The organism is Mesorhizobium ciceri biovar biserrulae (assembly GCF_001618845.1).
Taxonomy (GTDB): Bacteria; Pseudomonadota; Alphaproteobacteria; order Rhizobiales; family Rhizobiaceae; genus Mesorhizobium; species Mesorhizobium ciceri.
Window position 1 is genome coordinate 4141029 of record NZ_CP015064.1, and the last position, 16424, is coordinate 4157452.

17 protein-coding genes are annotated in these 16424 nt (G+C 62.5%); 5 read left to right on the plus strand and 12 right to left on the minus strand.

The features are described 5' to 3' along the window. Positions 1-172: 172 nt before the first annotated feature. Positions 173-391 (minus strand): exopolysaccharide production repressor protein, encoded by a 219-nt coding sequence (locus A4R29_RS19425; protein ID WP_224674556.1) that lies wholly within the window; start codon positions 389-391, stop codon positions 173-175. Between the two features lie 324 nt (positions 392-715). Between A4R29_RS19425 and A4R29_RS19430 the strand changes: the two genes are divergently transcribed. From A4R29_RS19430 to A4R29_RS19445, 3 genes are all read left to right on the plus strand, one after another. Further along, positions 716-1003, plus strand: coding sequence for a hypothetical protein (locus tag A4R29_RS19430; RefSeq protein WP_063173741.1), 288 nt, complete (start codon positions 716-718; stop codon positions 1001-1003). 964 nt (positions 1004-1967) lie between these two features. Beyond that, positions 1968-2267: a DUF1236 domain-containing protein gene (locus A4R29_RS19440; RefSeq protein WP_063172638.1), complete on the plus strand. Its 300-nt coding sequence runs from the start codon at positions 1968-1970 to the stop codon at positions 2265-2267. Between the two features lie 77 nt (positions 2268-2344). Further along, positions 2345-2557 carry a hypothetical protein gene (locus A4R29_RS19445; RefSeq protein ID WP_013530624.1) on the plus strand — a complete coding sequence of 71 codons (213 nt, stop codon included), beginning with the start codon at positions 2345-2347 and terminating at the stop codon, positions 2555-2557. 303 nt (positions 2558-2860) lie between these two features. Here A4R29_RS19445 and A4R29_RS19450 read toward each other — a convergent pair whose 3' ends face one another. Continuing rightward, positions 2861-3412 carry an isochorismatase family protein gene (locus tag A4R29_RS19450; RefSeq protein ID WP_063172639.1) on the minus strand — a complete coding sequence of 184 codons (552 nt, stop codon included), beginning with the start codon at positions 3410-3412 and terminating at the stop codon, positions 2861-2863. Positions 3413-3762: 350 nt separating this feature from the next. On the opposite strand from A4R29_RS19450, the gene A4R29_RS34240 reads away from it, so the two are divergent. Next, on the plus strand, positions 3763-3852 hold the full coding sequence (locus A4R29_RS34240) for a hypothetical protein (RefSeq protein ID WP_081714185.1): 90 nt from the start codon (positions 3763-3765) through the stop codon (positions 3850-3852). A 204-nt stretch (positions 3853-4056) separates the two neighbouring features. After that, on the plus strand, positions 4057-4155 hold the full coding sequence (locus A4R29_RS33270) for a hypothetical protein (RefSeq protein WP_013530621.1): 99 nt from the start codon (positions 4057-4059) through the stop codon (positions 4153-4155). A gap of 60 nt (positions 4156-4215) precedes the next feature. Here A4R29_RS33270 and A4R29_RS19460 read toward each other — a convergent pair whose 3' ends face one another. From A4R29_RS19460 to A4R29_RS19505, 10 genes are all read right to left on the minus strand, one after another. Then, positions 4216-5412 (minus strand): hypothetical protein, encoded by a 1197-nt coding sequence (locus tag A4R29_RS19460; protein ID WP_063172640.1) that lies wholly within the window; start codon positions 5410-5412, stop codon positions 4216-4218. A gap of 193 nt (positions 5413-5605) precedes the next feature. Further along, on the minus strand, positions 5606-6376 hold the full coding sequence (locus A4R29_RS19465) for an exodeoxyribonuclease III (RefSeq protein ID WP_013530618.1): 771 nt from the start codon (positions 6374-6376) through the stop codon (positions 5606-5608). Positions 6377-6380: 4 nt separating this feature from the next. Beyond that, positions 6381-7025 (minus strand): alpha/beta hydrolase family protein, encoded by a 645-nt coding sequence (locus A4R29_RS19470; RefSeq protein ID WP_063168629.1) that lies wholly within the window; start codon positions 7023-7025, stop codon positions 6381-6383. Positions 7026-7249: 224 nt separating this feature from the next. Next, complete coding sequence (locus A4R29_RS19475; protein WP_063168630.1) at positions 7250-8365, minus strand: tetratricopeptide repeat protein; 1116 nt, start codon at positions 8363-8365, stop codon at positions 7250-7252. Then, positions 8362-9267 (minus strand): non-homologous end joining protein Ku, encoded by a 906-nt coding sequence (gene ku / locus A4R29_RS19480; protein WP_024501732.1) that lies wholly within the window; start codon positions 9265-9267, stop codon positions 8362-8364. Before ku ends, A4R29_RS19475 begins: the two co-directional genes overlap by 4 nt. A gap of 419 nt (positions 9268-9686) precedes the next feature. Beyond that, entirely contained in the window at positions 9687-12179 is a 2493-nt protein-coding gene (gene ligD, locus A4R29_RS19485; protein WP_063172641.1) for a DNA ligase D, read from the minus strand. Between the two features lie 45 nt (positions 12180-12224). Further along, positions 12225-12449: a hypothetical protein gene (locus tag A4R29_RS19490; RefSeq protein ID WP_027160830.1), complete on the minus strand. Its 225-nt coding sequence runs from the start codon at positions 12447-12449 to the stop codon at positions 12225-12227. A gap of 224 nt (positions 12450-12673) precedes the next feature. Further along, on the minus strand, positions 12674-13855 hold the full coding sequence (locus A4R29_RS19495; RefSeq protein ID WP_338039707.1) for a glycosyltransferase family 9 protein: 1182 nt from the start codon (positions 13853-13855) through the stop codon (positions 12674-12676). 100 nt (positions 13856-13955) lie between these two features. Next, positions 13956-15179, minus strand: a complete 1224-nt coding sequence (locus A4R29_RS19500) for a GNAT family N-acetyltransferase (RefSeq protein ID WP_027160831.1) — start codon at positions 15177-15179, stop codon at positions 13956-13958. A gap of 12 nt (positions 15180-15191) precedes the next feature. Next, positions 15192-16421, minus strand: a complete 1230-nt coding sequence (locus A4R29_RS19505) for a GNAT family N-acetyltransferase (RefSeq protein WP_063173743.1) — start codon at positions 16419-16421, stop codon at positions 15192-15194. Positions 16422-16424 lie beyond the last annotated feature (3 nt).

Consider the following 16424-nt stretch of genomic DNA (forward strand, 5'->3'; position numbering starts at 1 on the left):
CGAAATCTCCAGCAGGGATATGCTCAGAAGGCGCCGTCTCAGCGACCAAACACCTTGCCGTCGGTCGTGATCGCGCTGGTGGCGACGTTCCCCGAGTTTGCCCGGGCGCACGCGCTCGAGTGGACGGCCTGGTATGGAAACGCCATTCCTGATCGGTCCCGGTCACCCGGTCTCAAAGCTGGACACCGTCGCGATGCAATGGCGGAAAGGCGTCTACCGGATCCTGGCTCGGCACGATGTCATGTGCGCGCCTGAAGATCAGCCTCACGACGAGCACGAAGTAGCCGACCTGCAGGACAAGCAGCGTCGCTATCGTCCAGGCAAATGCCTCCCAGAAGGAGCCGGTGGTCATATAGGTCCAGACCGCGACGATGACGGCCGTGGCTGACATTCCTACCAGAAACTGTCCAAAATACATGGTTTCCAAAACCGTCGAAACCGCGCCGGTTCCAACCAGTCCCTGCCTCATTTCATTTCCCGCGGACAACATTTCATTATTTTAGCAACTTCGCAAGTAAGGGGTCAGTCGCCGCAAGTTCTCCATTTGCGCGGCAACTTGGCAACTGTGCGGGCCGCGGCCGCGGTGCTGGCGGGGCTGGGCTGACACGCCAGCCGTCGACAATCCAGGAGCACGCCCGGTCTTTGCACTTCGGGTCCGGAACAAACGCCGGCACGCCGAGTTTCGCCTCCAGTTCTTCAACGATTGGAGGCCAGCATGGCACCTCGCAACAAACCAAGCGCCGACATCGAAGATGACGCACCGCGGGCGGATGGGCCGACCATCGAGCAGCAGGATTGGGATGCAATCAAGGGCGGCGAGATCCTGCCAGAGTCCGTGCCGGAAAACGGCGACATGCGTTACGGCGTCGAAAAAGACGGCGATCTGCCGGACGAGGACGACGATAACGCGTACCAGGACAGCGACGACGCCCTCCCCGATGATGAGGAAGAAGCCGCAATCACGCACGATCAGACCCGAGAGGGCGGATTCGACGAGACGTGAGCTATTCGTCGCCCGAGACATGACTGCCTGTTGTTGAACTTGCCAAAGCCACATTTTCCATGCCCGGTTCGCGGGCGATTTTGCTTGGCCAGCTAAGTTTTCCGCCCAGGCAATATATCAGGTTTACCTAAAGTAACGGAACATCCAAGGGACATTATCGGAACTGAACAAGGCCCCTTGGACCTTTGCGCTCGGCAGATAAGACCTTGGTCCTACAGGAAAAAGCAAAAGCCCAAAGTGACCGATTGAGGCTTCCAACGAGGGAACATCGGGCCTCGCTTGTCGTTTGTCGCAGAACTCGGCACCGCCGGGTGTCTGGAGAACGCCGCGATGTCCCACCGATCCACCATCATCAAGACAGGCTATGGCCCAGGAACGGCGATTGCCGTGCTCATGGTTGGATTGACGGCGGTGGGCATCGTGTTCCTCATTCTCGGCAGTTCGCTTTACTTCAGCGAGCAGCCTACGGATCAACGTGTCTTGTCTTCGCCGCCGGCCCGATCGATACACACGGCCCGATAGCAGAGCGGCAAACTGAACGAGCAACTGCTGGACGATAGCGACGAGCAGGCCGGCGTATGGTGAAGATAGAGGGTTCGCCAGGCGCCGAAGCGGCTTGCGAACCCTCTCAGCGCAGGAAGGGACGTTGCTGCGCCGATCGACGACATGTCAGCCAAGGACTATTCCCATCACCAGAAAGGTAACGGCTGTCGCGAAAATCGGTGCGAGCAACCAGCGCGCTTGGCCAACACTTTTGTCCATCTGTTTCTCCGAATTCCGGGAGACAAACAGCCGTGAACAGAGAGCCGTTCCCGTCGGTAAGACCAATGCGCTCTCGGGCCAGACTTAAGTCGCAGACAGCATCCGACCGAAGCCCAATCTGAGGAACATTTTCAGTTGGCTCAAGTTCAGTTGCCGTCAGCGTTGGACGATCTTGTCATGCTGACTCGCAAGGAGAAACAGTATGAAAATGCACCTAACGGGCGCCGCAGCGGGGCTGTTGCTGTTGGCCGGAGTGGGCGCCGTTGCCGCTCAGGACGTTGTCATCCAGCCTGAACAGGACACGGTCATCCGCGAGTATGTGAAGAAGCAGCCCCTCGCTTCGGTCAAGATTCCCGGCGTGGAACTGAATGTTGGTAGCGCGTTGCCGGATACGGTCGAGCTTCATGAGATCCCCGACGTCAAATACCGCTACGTAGTGGTCGACAACCGCACCGTCCTGGTGGATCCGGGCACCCGCAAGATCGTCAAGGTCTACGACTGAACTTGGAATTGTCCCAAACCCGCCGCCAGCCATGGCGGCGGGTTGCCCATGTCAGTTTCCAATCAGGACGAGTGAAGATGATAAGCAAAGCTGTGACATCCCCTGCTTTGGGCGTTCGCCTGGCCGATCTCCAAGCCCGGATGCGCGATGCGCGGGTGACGGATGCCGAAATGAAAACCTTTCAAAAGGTCGCGGCCATCATGGAAGATCGTCACGGCCGGATCGATGGCGACGACCTGATTGCGGTGTCGTTCCTCGCCGATCCGGTGCAGCACCGGCAAACGCCTTGAACGACATTCCCAATAACCAGCAGGCTTTTTGACTCCCGGACCGGGAAAGCGCGCCGAAAGTCTCAGCCGAATCCGCCCTTTTGCTCCGGCCTATTCCGCTTTCGCGGAAGTTTCGAGCGGCACGCAATGTGCAATGTTGCTAATGCGGCGGTACGAGCCGCCCTGGTTGACGCGGGCGCCCGAGCCATCCCAACAATGCGCCCCCCCGTCCGCGTCGACCACGGCAGGCGCCCGGCGCTGTCTTCCCTCGCGAAGTCCTCAAGCCGGCCTGCCTGATAATGCGGCCTGCGGCGACGTTCGGGCTCAGCCGCCGACAAGCGCCTTTGTGGTCACCAGATTGACGCCGGCCTCGGCGAATTCGCCATTGTGCCTGATGATGACCTGCTCGGCACTCTCGCTGGCATTGTCCAGCGTGCTGTGCGCATCGGACACCACGGTCACGCCGAGCCCTCTGGCGGTCGCGCCCTTGACCGTCGCGGCTACGCAAAAATCGGTCTGCGCGCCCAGGAGCACGACAGCACCCGCACCCTGCCCGGCAACCCAGTCGCCGAAGGCGGGATTGCTGAAAGCATCGCGCACGGATTTGGCAAAGGCCGGCTCGTCCGCAGCTTGGCCAAGTGCGGGCCAAACCGGCCAGCCCGGCTGATCCGGTGCCAACGGATCGCCTTCGGGTCCATCATGCCTGACAAATGCGACCTTGCGCCCGCCGCCCCGCGCCCAGTCGATCACCGCTTTGGTGCGCTCGACTATGCCTGGCGCATCATGGATCGGCGGTTCGTGCACGCCGTCGAACATACCGGTCTGGAGATCGATGACGATGAGCGGCGCGTTGTCTGGGAGGCTGGATGCTGGCATGGGCTTTACATAGCACGGCGGACAAGGTGATCAAGATTTGCTCATTCCGACGCGCCGGCAAACAGCACGACGCCGTCACCGCCGTCGGGCGGCCAGTCGCGGGTGGTGCGATCATTGCCGCCGGTCAGCACCGCGGCGGACGCCCGCATAGATCGGGCCGGTCTTGCTGTCGAACAGCGCGATCTGGTGGCCGGTGTCCATGCCCCATAGCCGGGCCGTGCCGTCGAGCGAGCCGGAGGCCAGGCGCTGGCCGCCAGCCGATAGCGCCAGGAGGGCCGCCGTTGGCGCCCGGCTTGGTTGACACATGTCGCGCATCTGCCATGCTCGCCGAGGATTCTGGAGAGATCACGATGAAGAAGACTTACGCGAAGCCGACCTTCGTCAAGAAGGGCAAGCTTTCCGCCGTCACGGCAAACGCCCCGAGCAGCGTCACGCTTTAATCCGGCGCATCTCTGGCGGATCGCGCCGGCGCTGGAGAGCAAACTCCAGGTGCAATTGGTTTTGGGATGGCCCGAAGCAAAGAATAGGGACCCTGGCCCCTTGTCGCGCATTGTTGGGTTTATTGTTTGTTGCTTTCAGCTCGCATGGTTGACAGATGGCCGCAGTATGGCATCATCAGGCTGGGATTTTAGGAGAGTCTGAAAATGAAGAAGATTTATGTGAAGCCGTCGTTCTTGAAAAAGGGCCGTCTGTCGGCGGTCACAGCGTCGAACGGCGCCTCGATTATCATCGTGCCGGGCTGATCGTAAACGTAACCTGATTGAAGCGGGGCGAAATTCGCTCCGCTTTGGCATGCCCAAATCTCAGCGTGTCAGGACCAAATCGTCCACGACCATTTGCCAATAGTGCTTCGTCGACAGGCGAACACGCGTTACAGCTTTGAGCATCGGGGCATAGTGCAACGGCGTCAGCGCCGACAGCGTGATCTGATCGCTTGCAATCAGCTGCTCGCCAAGCCAGCTTTCGATCAGCGCCACCTCCCCTTCCGACGCCAGCCAGGCGGCGCTCAGCATGACCGAGTGAAAGCCGAACGGCCGTTCGCAGCTGAATTCGGCAGGCAGCCCGCTGCTGGTGTAGAGCACATGGTCACCGGAGACGTTGCCATTGACATAGCCCTGGCTGTCCTTGGTGTAGTCGCGCGCCATCGCATTCAGGTTGCGCCACGCCAATCCGGCATGACCGGCCGGAATTTTCCTGAAGGTGCGCGACGTCACATCGTCGAAACCGATCGTTTCGAGAGCGGCATCAGTGGCAATGCCGGCGCGTTGCGCGGACAGCAGGCCGAGATCCGCCGAGTAGGGCGACAGCGTCAGCCGCCGCTCCAAGCCTTCGCCACTGATGCTGACCGTGTCGGCTTCTTCAGCCAGGTCGAAGCTGAAGACGGCACCCGGCGCCAGTGTCCGCGTCTCCAGGACGTGCCCGTCCCCCGACACGGAGAGGGTCGCGGGTCCATCGCCGGCAACGCGCCCGCTGACGCGGCGCGGCGGCGCCAGACCGACCGGCAGCAGCATCTCCTGTGATACCATCCCGGCCGGCGAACCCGGCAGCGGCATGAAGTGTCGGGACTGAATGTCGTTTTCGCTTTTCGCCTGCCAGCCGGGCGGCACCGAAACCACAAAGCGCCAGTTGCCCGGCTTGCGGATCACGGCCTTTCTGCTTTTCACCGACATGGGAAAATTGGCAAAGCCGGCATTGTTGGTGCGCGCGGACGCGGCGAGCTTGCCGGCTTCGTCATACAGCCGCACCATGATCCCGGCCATCGGCCGGTCTCCGGCGCCGTATTTGCCGTCGCGATCGACATCGAAATAGACGAAGGACGAGTAATTGAGCATGCCTCCGCGGCCGCTCCAGTCGGTGCGGACGGCATAGTCGGCAGCCGGATTGGTCTGCCGCCGTCCCTTGCGGCGGCTGCGCTTCCGCCGCAGCCGCCAGGACACGACAGCTGCCGCAAGCACCACAATGGCGGCGAACAGTATCTCGACAGCGCCCAAGTCAGGCATGGAGCCTCCTTTCACAGATCTCGTGGAGGATTGCGTTCATGGGCGATCCGGCTGCGTCGGAATACTTTGCCGACAGGCTATTGCATGTCGGCCAAAAGCGAACCCGGGTTTGGGACAGCGACATGCATCAAGACAAAAGACTTAAAGCGCGTTGCATGGATCCGTTCAAGCGCGACGCATGAAAGCAGTCGCCTTACTTCAATTCCACCCACACCGGCGCATGGTCGCTGGCACCGTCCTCGCCGCGCACGTCGCGATCGATGCCGGCGGCGGTCAGGCGGCGTGCCAGTTTCTTCGACAGCAGGATGTGATCGAGCCGGAGGCCCGCATCGCGCGGCCAGCGGTTGCGGCGATAGTCCCAGAATGTGTAAAGCGTTTCCTTCGGATGCTTCTTGCGCAGGGCATCAAGCCAACCCTGGTCGAGCAGGCGCCGGAACGACGCCCGGCTTTCCGGCTGCACCAGCGCGTTGTCGTCATAGGAGCGGGTGGCGTAGATATCGCGCGGCTCGGGCACGATGTTGTAGTCGCCGGCCAGCACCACCGGCAGGCCGGTGTCGAGCAACTGTTCGGCATGCGCCTCCAGCCGCGCGTGCCAGGCGAGCTTGTAGGCGAATTTCGGGCCGGGCTGGGGATTGCCGTTCGGCGCATAGAGGCAAGCGACGACAATGCCATTCACCGCCGCCTCGATGTAGCGGCTCTGCCTGTCGGCTTCGTCGCCGGGCAAGGCATCGCGGGTCAACACGGGCTCGGCACTCCGCGCCAGGATGGCAACGCCGTTCCAGGTCGGCTCGCCCTTCCACACCGCGCCATAGCCGGCCGCCGCCAATGCCGAGCGCGGAAACTGCATGTCGCGTGCCTTCAACTCCTGCAGGCACACGACATCGGGCTTTGCCACAGCCAGCCATGTCAGCAGGTTTTCAAGCCGGCTGTTGATGTTGTTGATGTTGAAGGAGGCGATCTTCATCGCTTCAGGAAGCGATCCGACCCGACCACGCCTTGACCGTCTCGGCCAGCGTCTTCAGATGATCGGCGGTCGAAAACCCCGAAACACTCTTGCGAGGCTTGAGATCGTGGTCGCCGTCCTCCAGCCAGATCACCTCGACGCGATCGGAAAGGTCATAAGTCGCAACCTCGTCCCTGGTGCCGAACTCGTCGCGGGTGCCCTGGAAGATCAGCGTCGGTGTCTTGAGATCGGCGAGGTGTTTGGTCCGCAATTGATCGGGCTTGGCCGGCGGATGGAAGGGATAGCCGAGGCACAGCAGGCCTGAAATCTCGCCCTTGGCAAACATCTCGTCGGCGACCATCGAGGCGACGCGCCCGCCCATCGACTTGCCGCCGATGACGAGCGGGCCGGTCACGCCCTTCGCCCTGAGGTCGGCTATCGCCTTGATATATTCCGGGTTGACCGTCTCGGCCCGCGGCGGCGGCTTGCGGTGGCCGTAGCGGCGGGCAGCCATATAGTGGAACTCGAAGCGCGCGACCTGGAAGCCGGCCGCGGCCAGCGCCTTGGCGGTGGCGGTCATCGAGGGGGAATCCATCGCCGCGCCCGCGCCATGGGCGAGCAGGATGGTGACCGGGGCACTGTCGGGACCGTCGAAGAGAAAGGTGGTCATGGTCTGATGTCCTGCGCGACGGCGACGCTGCCACTCTTCCCCCTCGTGAGGGAGATGCCCGGCAGAGCAGAGGGGGGCGTGAAGAAATGCCAGCCTTCGGTCAAGCTTGCGTGCGGGAAAACGCTCCGAAATTGGCCGATCTGTTGGCGGGACAGCGCCCCCCTCTGCCCTGCCGGGCATCTCCCCCACAAGGGGGGAGATCGGCTGTCATCGCTAATCATCCCTCACCCCGCCGTACGCGCCAACTGCAGATCCACGAACTGCACGCCCTTGGCCGCCATCCGCGACCACTCGGACTCCGCATCGAGTTCGAGATAGCGCACCCACAGCCGCCGCGCCTCCGGCAGATCGCCGGCGTCGAATTCGAGCCGGGCGAGGTTGAACACCGGATCGGCATAGTTTTTGTCGAGCGCGATCGCTTTCTGCAGGTGCCTTCGCGCCGAGGCCTCGCGGCCCTGCTCGCTCATCAGCCCAGCGAGGTTGAACCAGGCCTCGACGAAGGCCGGATCGAGTTTTATCGCATTGATATAATCGTGCGCGGCGTCCGCCGCGTGGCCGCCGGCGCGCAGGCAGTTGGCGCGGTTGAAGGCGGCAATCGCATCGCTCGGATCGATGGCGAGACAGCGCTGGTAGAGTGCGGCTGCCCTATCATGGTCGCCACCCTCCTCCGCCGCTTCGGCCTCGGCAAACAACTCTTCCAGTGTGTCGTCGCCTGCCGAACCGGCGCTGCCCAAATCGAACAGAAGCTGTCCGTCGAGTTCGCTCTGGCCGCCTTCGAGGTAGATCGCATCGGCGCGCCCATGCTGCGAGCCGACATTGAGCGACTTGGCGGTCAGCGACGCCACCGGGCCGGAGCGGTGGACGGAGCGCGCGATCGCCCCCCATGTCGCGCCGCCGGCGACGAGCCCTGCATATTTGCGCGCCAGGATCAGGTCGCGGAAGGAATAGGGTTCTGCGTCATGCTCGAACGCATCGAACAGTGACAACAAATCGAGCTCGGCGCCGGATAGCCGCGATTGCTCGATCAGCGATTGCCGCGACAGCGAAGACGCCTCCGGTGCCTTCATCAGCCCGAGAAGGCGCAGGAATCCGTTCTCGCTGAGGAGCTTGTGCCCGGCCGCGCGCTCGGCGGCGACACGGCGCTCGATCTCGGCATCGCCGTTCCTGGAGAGCCCGGCCTTAGCGAGCAGCGTGCGGCCGCACACGACATGCGTGGTGCGCCTGGTGACGCCGCGCCGCAGCTGGCCGTGCTGACGTTCGACTTCACGCGCGGCCAGTCTGAGCGGAAACGCCGCCAGCGCGCCTATGGTGCCGAAAACAGCGCCGGCCGGTGCCGTCATTTCTTGCTCTTGCCGACCGCCTTCAGCAGATTGGCCTTCAGCGGATTTTCAGCAGCACCACCCGCTGCCGCTTTCTTTGCGGCTGGCTTGGCAACCTCGTCGGCCTTGCTCTTCGACTTGGCTGGCGGCTTCGATTGCGACAGGCTCGCCTTCAGCGCATCCATCAGGTTGATGACATTGCCGCGCTCCGGTGCCGCCGCAATAATCGGCTTGTGGCCTTTCAGCTTCTCGCGGATCATCGTCATGAGCGCCGCCTCGTAGCGGTCCTCATAATTCTTCGGATCGAAGGTGGTTTCCTTCTGCTTGATCAGCGCTTCGGCGAGCTGCAGCATTTCGGGGTCGGGCTTGCCAGCTGGAATATTGCCAAAATATTCAGCCGTTCCACGCACTTCGTTCGGGTTCCTCAAGGTGCACACGAACATGCCGTTCTCGCGCGCGCCGATCGTCACCACGCGCTCGCGGCTCGACAGCACAAGGCGGGCGATGGCGAGCTTGCCGGATTTGCGCATCGCTTCGCGCAGCACGGCGAAGGTTTCCTCCGCCATCGCGCCGTCGGGCGCCATGTAGTAGGGCGCGTCCTGGTAGATGACGTCGACCTCGTCCTCGTCGACGAAGGCCTCGATGTTCATCGTGTGATTGGATTCGATGCGCACCGCGTCGAGGTCTGCATCATCGATGATGATGTACTGCTTGTCCTCGTATTCGTAACCCTTGACCAGATCAGCACGCTCGACGAGCCCTAGTTCGGGGTCGACCGGCTTCATGTTGATGCGGTTATGGGTCTTCTTGTGCAACTGGTTGAACGAGATGCGCTCGCTGGCGCTGGTGGCGGGATACAACCGCACCGGACAGCTCACGAGGCTGAGTTTGAGGTAACCTTTCCAACTTGCCCTAGGCGCCATGAAACACTCCTACGCGGTCATGCACTGACAAAGACCTGCAGCGCTTTCGTCCGAGGACGATTGAGGCTGAGCAAATCCTACACCGACCGCACACAATACCGGCAAATCCCTGACGAAATCTTCCGCCATGCATTTGAGGTCGTGGACAGAGAATAATTCAAATTGTTGGAAGCGTCGATGGACTGGAATTTGAAACGCTGGCGGGACAGCGCCCCCCTCTGTCCTGCCGGACATCTCCCCCTCAAGGGGGGAGATCAACAGCTTCGGCGTCTCGCCCACTTCAGCAGCGTTGCAGATTAGCGGAAGCCCGGGTAGTGGCCAATCTCCCCCCTTGAGGGGGAGATGTCCGGCAGGACAGAGGGGGGCGCCACGGATCGCGGCGGTCCTTGTTCTGCAACTACTTACTTCGTCTTCTGCAACTACTTCGTCGCCCCCGAGACCACCGGCAGATCCCGCGCAAACTTATCAATCTCCGCCCACGGATCGCCCGACGTCGCCAGCAGGCCTGGCAGCGACGAATAATTCAGATCCTGCGGTGCATCGATGGATTCGAGGTCGCTCCAGCTGACCGGCGTCGAGGCCGGCAGATTGGTGCGGGCGCGCAAGGAGTAAGGTGCTGCGGAGGTGTGGCCGCGCGCATTGCGGTGGTAGTCGATGAAGATGCGCTTCTTGCGGTTGTCCTTGCCCATGGTGGTGGTGAAAGTATTAGGCGCCGTTGTCGCCAGATGCGTGGCGATCGCGCTGGTTGCCTGGTGCAGTTTCTTCCAGTTCTGCTTGCCTGTCACAGGCACCGTGATGTGGATGCCGCTGCCGCCGGAGGTCTTTGCGAACGGCACCAGCCCCAGGCGCTCCAATTCGTCCTTGATGTGCACCGCGGCCTCGACCACCTCGCGCCAGTCGATCCCTTCTCCCGGATCGAGATCGAGGACGATCTGGTCGGGTCTGTCGAGGCTGGCGCGGTGGGTGCCCCAGGTGTGGAACTCGACGACGCCGAACTGCGCCAGCGCCAGATACCCTTTCGCGCCTTCGACCGAGAGATAGGATTTGGTTTCGCCCTCGGAATTTGTCGCCTCGAATGTCACCACCGAGGGCGGCATGCCGGTGAAGGCGTGGCGCTGGAAGAAGCAATCCTTCGGCAGGCCGGTCGGGCAGCGCACCAGCGACACCGGCCGGCCGAGAATGTGCGGCAGCATGAAATCGCCGACCAGCGCATAATAGACGGCGATGTCGAGCTTGGTCGGGCCGGTCTTGCCGAACAGCCGGCGCGTCGGGTTGGTCACCCAGATGGTGGCAAGGTCAGCCTCGGCGATCAGCCGCTTGCGTGTCGAGGATACCGGCGTCGACAGGCCGACATCCCTCAAACCGCGGAAGACGCCGTGGCGCAGTGCGTTGTCCGCTGTGCGGTTGGCGTAGTGGATGCGCGCCGACAGCAGCGGCCGCACCCAGTTCATCTCGCGCATGATCTCGCGCGGAACGCCCTCGGGCGCGGTGGCGCCTTCCCGCAGCGGCTCCAGCCTGGCGAGCAACTCACCGGCGGTGGCGGCATCGAAACCGGTGCCGACCTTGCCGCGATAATGCAATTCACCATCCTCGAACTCTGCCATGCCGAGCGCCGCCAGCCCTTCGGCCGCATCGGAAATGGTGAAGCCGGCGATGACGAAGTCGCCCGACTGCAGCGCCTTGGTCTTGGTCCAGCTTTTGCTTCGGCCGCTCTGATAGATGGCCGTGGCGCGCTTGGAGACGACACCCTCCAGCCCCAGTTCCGACGCCTGGTCGTAGAGCCCCTGCCCCGAGCCCTCGACATGGTCGGAGAACTGGATGGCGGAATTGGCGCCGAGGCCCGACAGCATCTGCGCGAGCAGCGCCTTGCGCCGGACCAGCGGCGCCTTGGTCAGGTCCCAGCCGTCGAGATGGAGAAGATCGAAGGCGTAGAAATGGAGCTTGCTGCCGGCGCCCTCCGCCAGCGCATCCTGCAGCAGCGCGAAACGGCTGATGCCCCGGGCGTCGAGCACCACGATCTCGCCATCGATGATGGCGTCGCGGCACGGCAGTTTGGCGAACGCATGCGGCAGGTCGCCATAACGCTTCGTCCAGTCGATGCCGCCACGGGTGATCAGCTTGACCACGCCGTCAGTGAGATGCGCCATGGTGCGGTAGCCGTCGAATTTGATCTCGTGCAGCCAGACTTGTTTGGTGTCTTCGCCATCGGGCGGTTTTGGCACCTGCGTCGCCAGCTGCGGCTCGATACGGGCAAGCATGGGGGCCTTGAAGGCGCCCGGCAGCGTGCCGGGCTTCAGCGATCCCTGTCTGGGCGCGGGTTTGGCGGCGGGCTTTGCCGGCGCCGCCAGCTCCTCGATGCGCAATCCGGATTTGACGCTCTCCGGCCGGGCCGTGAGGATGTCAAGCGCAGTGTCGGCGGCGAGGTCGCGCTCTTTGAACAGCAGCCAGTTCTTCTTGTTTTCGTCCTCGCCGGGTTTCGGTTTCAGCCGTGTCAACATCCAGCCGCCATTGAGCTTGGCGCCGGCCAGCCGGAACTTGAAGGCGCCGGTGCGCAAGCTCTTTTCGACATCGTCCATCGGCGCCCAGCTGCCGGTGTCCCAGACGATCATCGGCCCGCCGCCATACTCGCCTTCGGGAATGACACCCTCGAAGTCGATATATTCGAGCGGATGATCCTCGGTCTCGACCGCCAGCCTTTTGTCGGCCGGATTGAGCGAAGGCCCGCGCGGCACCGCCCAGCTCTTCAAGACATCGCCGACCTGCAGTCGCAGATCATAATGGTCTGCGGTGGCGTGGTGCTTGTGCACGACGAAGCGGTTACCGTCGCTGCTGACGAGCCCGCCAACCGGTTCCGGCGTCTTGGCGAATTCGCGTTTGGCGCGATAGGCTTTGAGCTTTGGTGGAGTTGTCATCGCAAAGATCGAAGCACGGCGGCCAGGAACAAGCCAGTCACGCTCTCAATCGTCAGCGGCCGGCGTCAACTCGAGCTCCGCCGGCGACAGCCCTTGCTGCAACTGGCTCAGCCGGAATTCGTCGACCCAATAGGCCTCGCCATCGACCAGAACCCGGGCTTGGTAGGTGCCCTCCGAAAAACGCTGCTCGGTGATGTAGACCTTGTGACGATCGAGCGCTTTGCGCACCGCGGCGCGTTTGGAATTCTGACCTGTGACGGGACTGAACATGACACTGCCCTCGGTCGCCCTGACACGCAACACGGCCGCTGTCGGCGGCCTTGCGACTGGCTCCAAGGATGCCGGAGACGAGGTGTCCTGTCAATTTCGTGGCAGTGCAGATTGCAGTCCGGTTAAATTTTGCAGTCTTTTGAAGATGCTCGGGTCTCGGCCTGAATCACGATGTGAAGCGCGCGAAGACGAAGCCGCGCGTGATCGTGCCTATTGCCGCCAGCCTACGAAGCGGCCGGCATACCCGAATGAGTGGATTTTCGGACTGCCCCGATGAGATCGAGTGTCGCTGCCGCGACCTCGGCAACCTGAAGCCGCTGCACACAATAGACCCCACCGGGGTTGTTTTCTTTACAAACACCTGGAGCGATGCATGGACAGGGCATGACCGGCTGGAGCGTCCGGTTCGGGACACCGAACGGGCCCCATTGCTCGGGCGACGTCAGGCCGTACAACCCCACCGCTGGAGTTCCGACAGATGCCGCGATGTGCATCGGGCCGCTCTCATTGCCTAGAAAGATTGATGCTTCGGCCAACAATGCCGTCAGGACTTCAAGCGAGGCCTTTCCGACGACACTGGCGACCGGCGACGCTGCCACTTCAAGGATCCTTTGCGCGGCAAGCCCCTCATCCGGCCCACCAACGAGCAGAGATCGCAACCCGGTTTTGGCGTATACCTCGTCGATGACCGCAGCAAAATGTTGCGGCGGCCAACAACGTCCTTCGAACCTAGCGCCGGCATGCACGGCCACATATGACTTCTTTGCCAAAGCGTTTTCCGCAAGAATCCTGGCACACTCTTCCTGGGCGGTCCCGTTCGGCTGCAGCCGAGGCGTTGGGTCCTGACAATCCAACCCAAGCGCGTGGAGTGGAGACAGGTTCCTGTAGAGATAATGGGGGCCGCCCTGTCCGAAAGTCGCGGCGAGAACGTTTGCAAGCTGGATTTCCCAGAACTTCATCGGATGCTCGGAAGGATCGAAGCCGACGCGAAGTGGAGCGCCGATCAAACGATGCATTATCCGCGAGGTTTTTGAATCGGTAAGGTCGATGCTAAGATCGAATTTTCGACGCCGCAGATCAGAGATGACGCCACGATAGTCGCTCAAACGCTTGAGCAGAGTCCTTCCTCTGCCGCGGGATTCAAAGCCAACGGCAACATCGGCGATCCCTTGCGCGACGATGAACTGCTTGAGTCCCGGCGCACAAAGCATGGTTACCGATGCTTGTGGATAAGAAAGACGCAGATTGCGAACCAAAGCAGATGTCAGAACGACATCTCCAATGTACTTCGTTTGAATAATGAGGATGGAACGAATCCCATCTCCTAAACTTGCATTCATCGAGGTGATCTGCCGAAAACGCCAATTTGAGAAAATCTGCCGACGACACTCATTTCTGAACGTCAAGCGCGCTTTCAAATATAGAGCCAACCAACCCTGTCAACAACCTTGCCGGCCTTGGTGCCTCTTTGCATCGGTCGTCGGCAGGACCGGCAAACGCTCGTCCTCAGTCCTTCAGTCGCCGCAAGCGGCGCGTCAGGCCCTGAACGGCTTTGAGCAGCCGGGGGCGCGACCGCGTCATGCCTTCGACCCGGCTGCGCAACAGAATGGCTGCGTTCGCAGCCCTGCCCCGCACCGTCACCGGTTCGCAGATCTCGGCCAAAACCGAACTCGAGGCACCAATATGTTGCTTGTAGCCCTGGCCGCCGACCGACAGGTCGAAATAGTCGAAGCCCCGCTCGCATCCCCACATCATCAGCTTGCCCATCGTCGTCAGGCCGGGTGAGACATTGGCGACCGCGTTCTGGTCGATGCCCAGCAGGAGGGCGTGAAGTGTGCCTTTTCTGACCAGCACATAGATGGAGGCGAGCCAGGCTTCACCGACGCGTAGACCGAAGAGCCGCACCGATCCATTGGACAGACCTTGCAGCGCCGCGGCGCGGTAGAAATCGACGACCGGGACCTGCGTCAGGAGATCGAAACGCCCAAGCTCACGAAAACGCTTCAGCCGCAGTTCCAGCAGCACATCCAGGAGCTCCTCGGTCAGATCCGGCGTGTCGGCCTCGACCAGAGCGAGGCCACCAAGCTGTTCGAAGCCGCGGCAATGCTTGCGGAAGGCCTTGGCAAAGGACGGCTTGCAGATCCGCTTGATGAGCGTCTCCGGGTCGCCATGCAGGACGAGGCCGGAGGTGACCTGGATGGAGTCGCGCGCCACCGAAAGCAGTGCCAGCGGATTGACCAGGCCGTGGATCTGCTGCGGGATCCCGGCGATATGGATGCGATCCGCCGGTGGCAGAACGGCACGGACCGCCGCCCACATGGCGTCGGCACTCTGCCTGGTCCACGCTCTCCCATCCGCCAGCAGCGGCACCGAGTAGTCGCACACGCGGCAGCTCAGCCATTCGATGACGTGGTGGCCGAGGGCCCGGCGCCGCATCAGCGGCAGCAGCATGGCCGGCGCGCCGGTCACGGCGTCACTCACCTCGATGACGACCAGGTCCGCGTCCTTGGGCATCAGCCGTGCGGCGATTCCTTCGACCCAGGCATAGTGCTGATGGGCAGTGCAGACGCCGTGCGCCTCAAGCAGCAGCCATAGCAGCCTTACGGTATCAAAACTGGTGTGCAGCCGAGCCGTGAAGTGCGCGGTTGCATCAGCGTTGGCGACAGTCGGGGAAAACCGCCCACCGGGCAAATCCCTTATCGGAGTCGTTCGCGCCGCGTAGCTTGCCACATGCTTCTCCCGTCATTCCGAGCCCCCACGCAGGCGCCGCAAGTCCCGCATCAGTCCCTGGAGCCTCTTCAGCAGCCGAGGTTTGGAGCGCACGAACACCTCGGCCCGGTTGCGGACCTCGATGGCTGCGCTCACGGCGCTGCCTCGCACCGTAATCCCGTGGCAAAGCTCGCGCAGGCCCGAACCCACGGCACCCATATGTTCCTTATAACTCTGGTTGCCGACCGACAGGTCGAAATAATCGAAACCGCGGCCGCGCGCCCAGCTCATCAACTTGCCCATGATCAGAAGTCCCGGCGAGACATTGGGCACCGCGCCCTGATCGATTGAGATCAGCAGAGCATGAACGGTGACTTGATGGATCAGCAGGTATTGTACGGCGATCAGAGCTTCACCAACACGCAACCCGAAGAGCCGCACCGATCCATCCGACAGGCCCTCGAGAGCGGCGTTTCGATAGAAGTCGACAGCCGTCGCCTGCGTCAGCAGGTCGAAGCGGCCCAGTTCGCGAAAGCGGCTGAGCCGCATCCGGACCAGGCCGCCGAAGATGACCTCCACCAGGGCCGGCGTGTTGGCTTCGACCAGTTCCACGTCGCCAAGCCGTTCGAGGCGGCGCCAGTCCTTGTTGAAGGCCTTGACGAAGGATGGCCGGCATAGGCGCTTGAGCACGGTTTCCGGGTCGCCGTCGATGGCGAGGCCGAAGCTGGTATGCAGGGAATCGCGCGTGGCTGCGAGCAAGGCCAGAGGGTTGGCGACGCCGCTGATCGATTGCGGAATTCCCGTGATCTGGATGCGGTCCGCCGGCGGCAGCACGGAACGCACCGCAGCCCACGCGGCCTGCGCCGATTGCATCGTCCACGGGCTGGCATCTGCCAGCAGCGGTGCCGAATAGTCGCAAACGCCACAGCTCAGCCATTCGATCACCCGATGGCGGAAGGCCGGCCGCCGTATCAGCGGCACCAGCATTCGCGGTGCGCCCGTCACGGCATCGTTTACCTCCACGATGAGCAGTTCCGCACCTTCCGGCATTAGCCGCGCGACGATCCCCTCGGCCCAGGCATAATTCTGGTGGGCGGTGCACACACCGTCCGCCTGGAGGCGCAGCCAGAGCGGCCTCACCGCTTCCAAGCTGGTGTGGAGCCGCGCCGTGTAGGCATCGATGGCGACGACGGTGGCCGGATGGGAGGACTGGCCATCGGGCGAGCCGGTCACCGCAGCAATTTGCACCGCCTGGACTGCCATGTT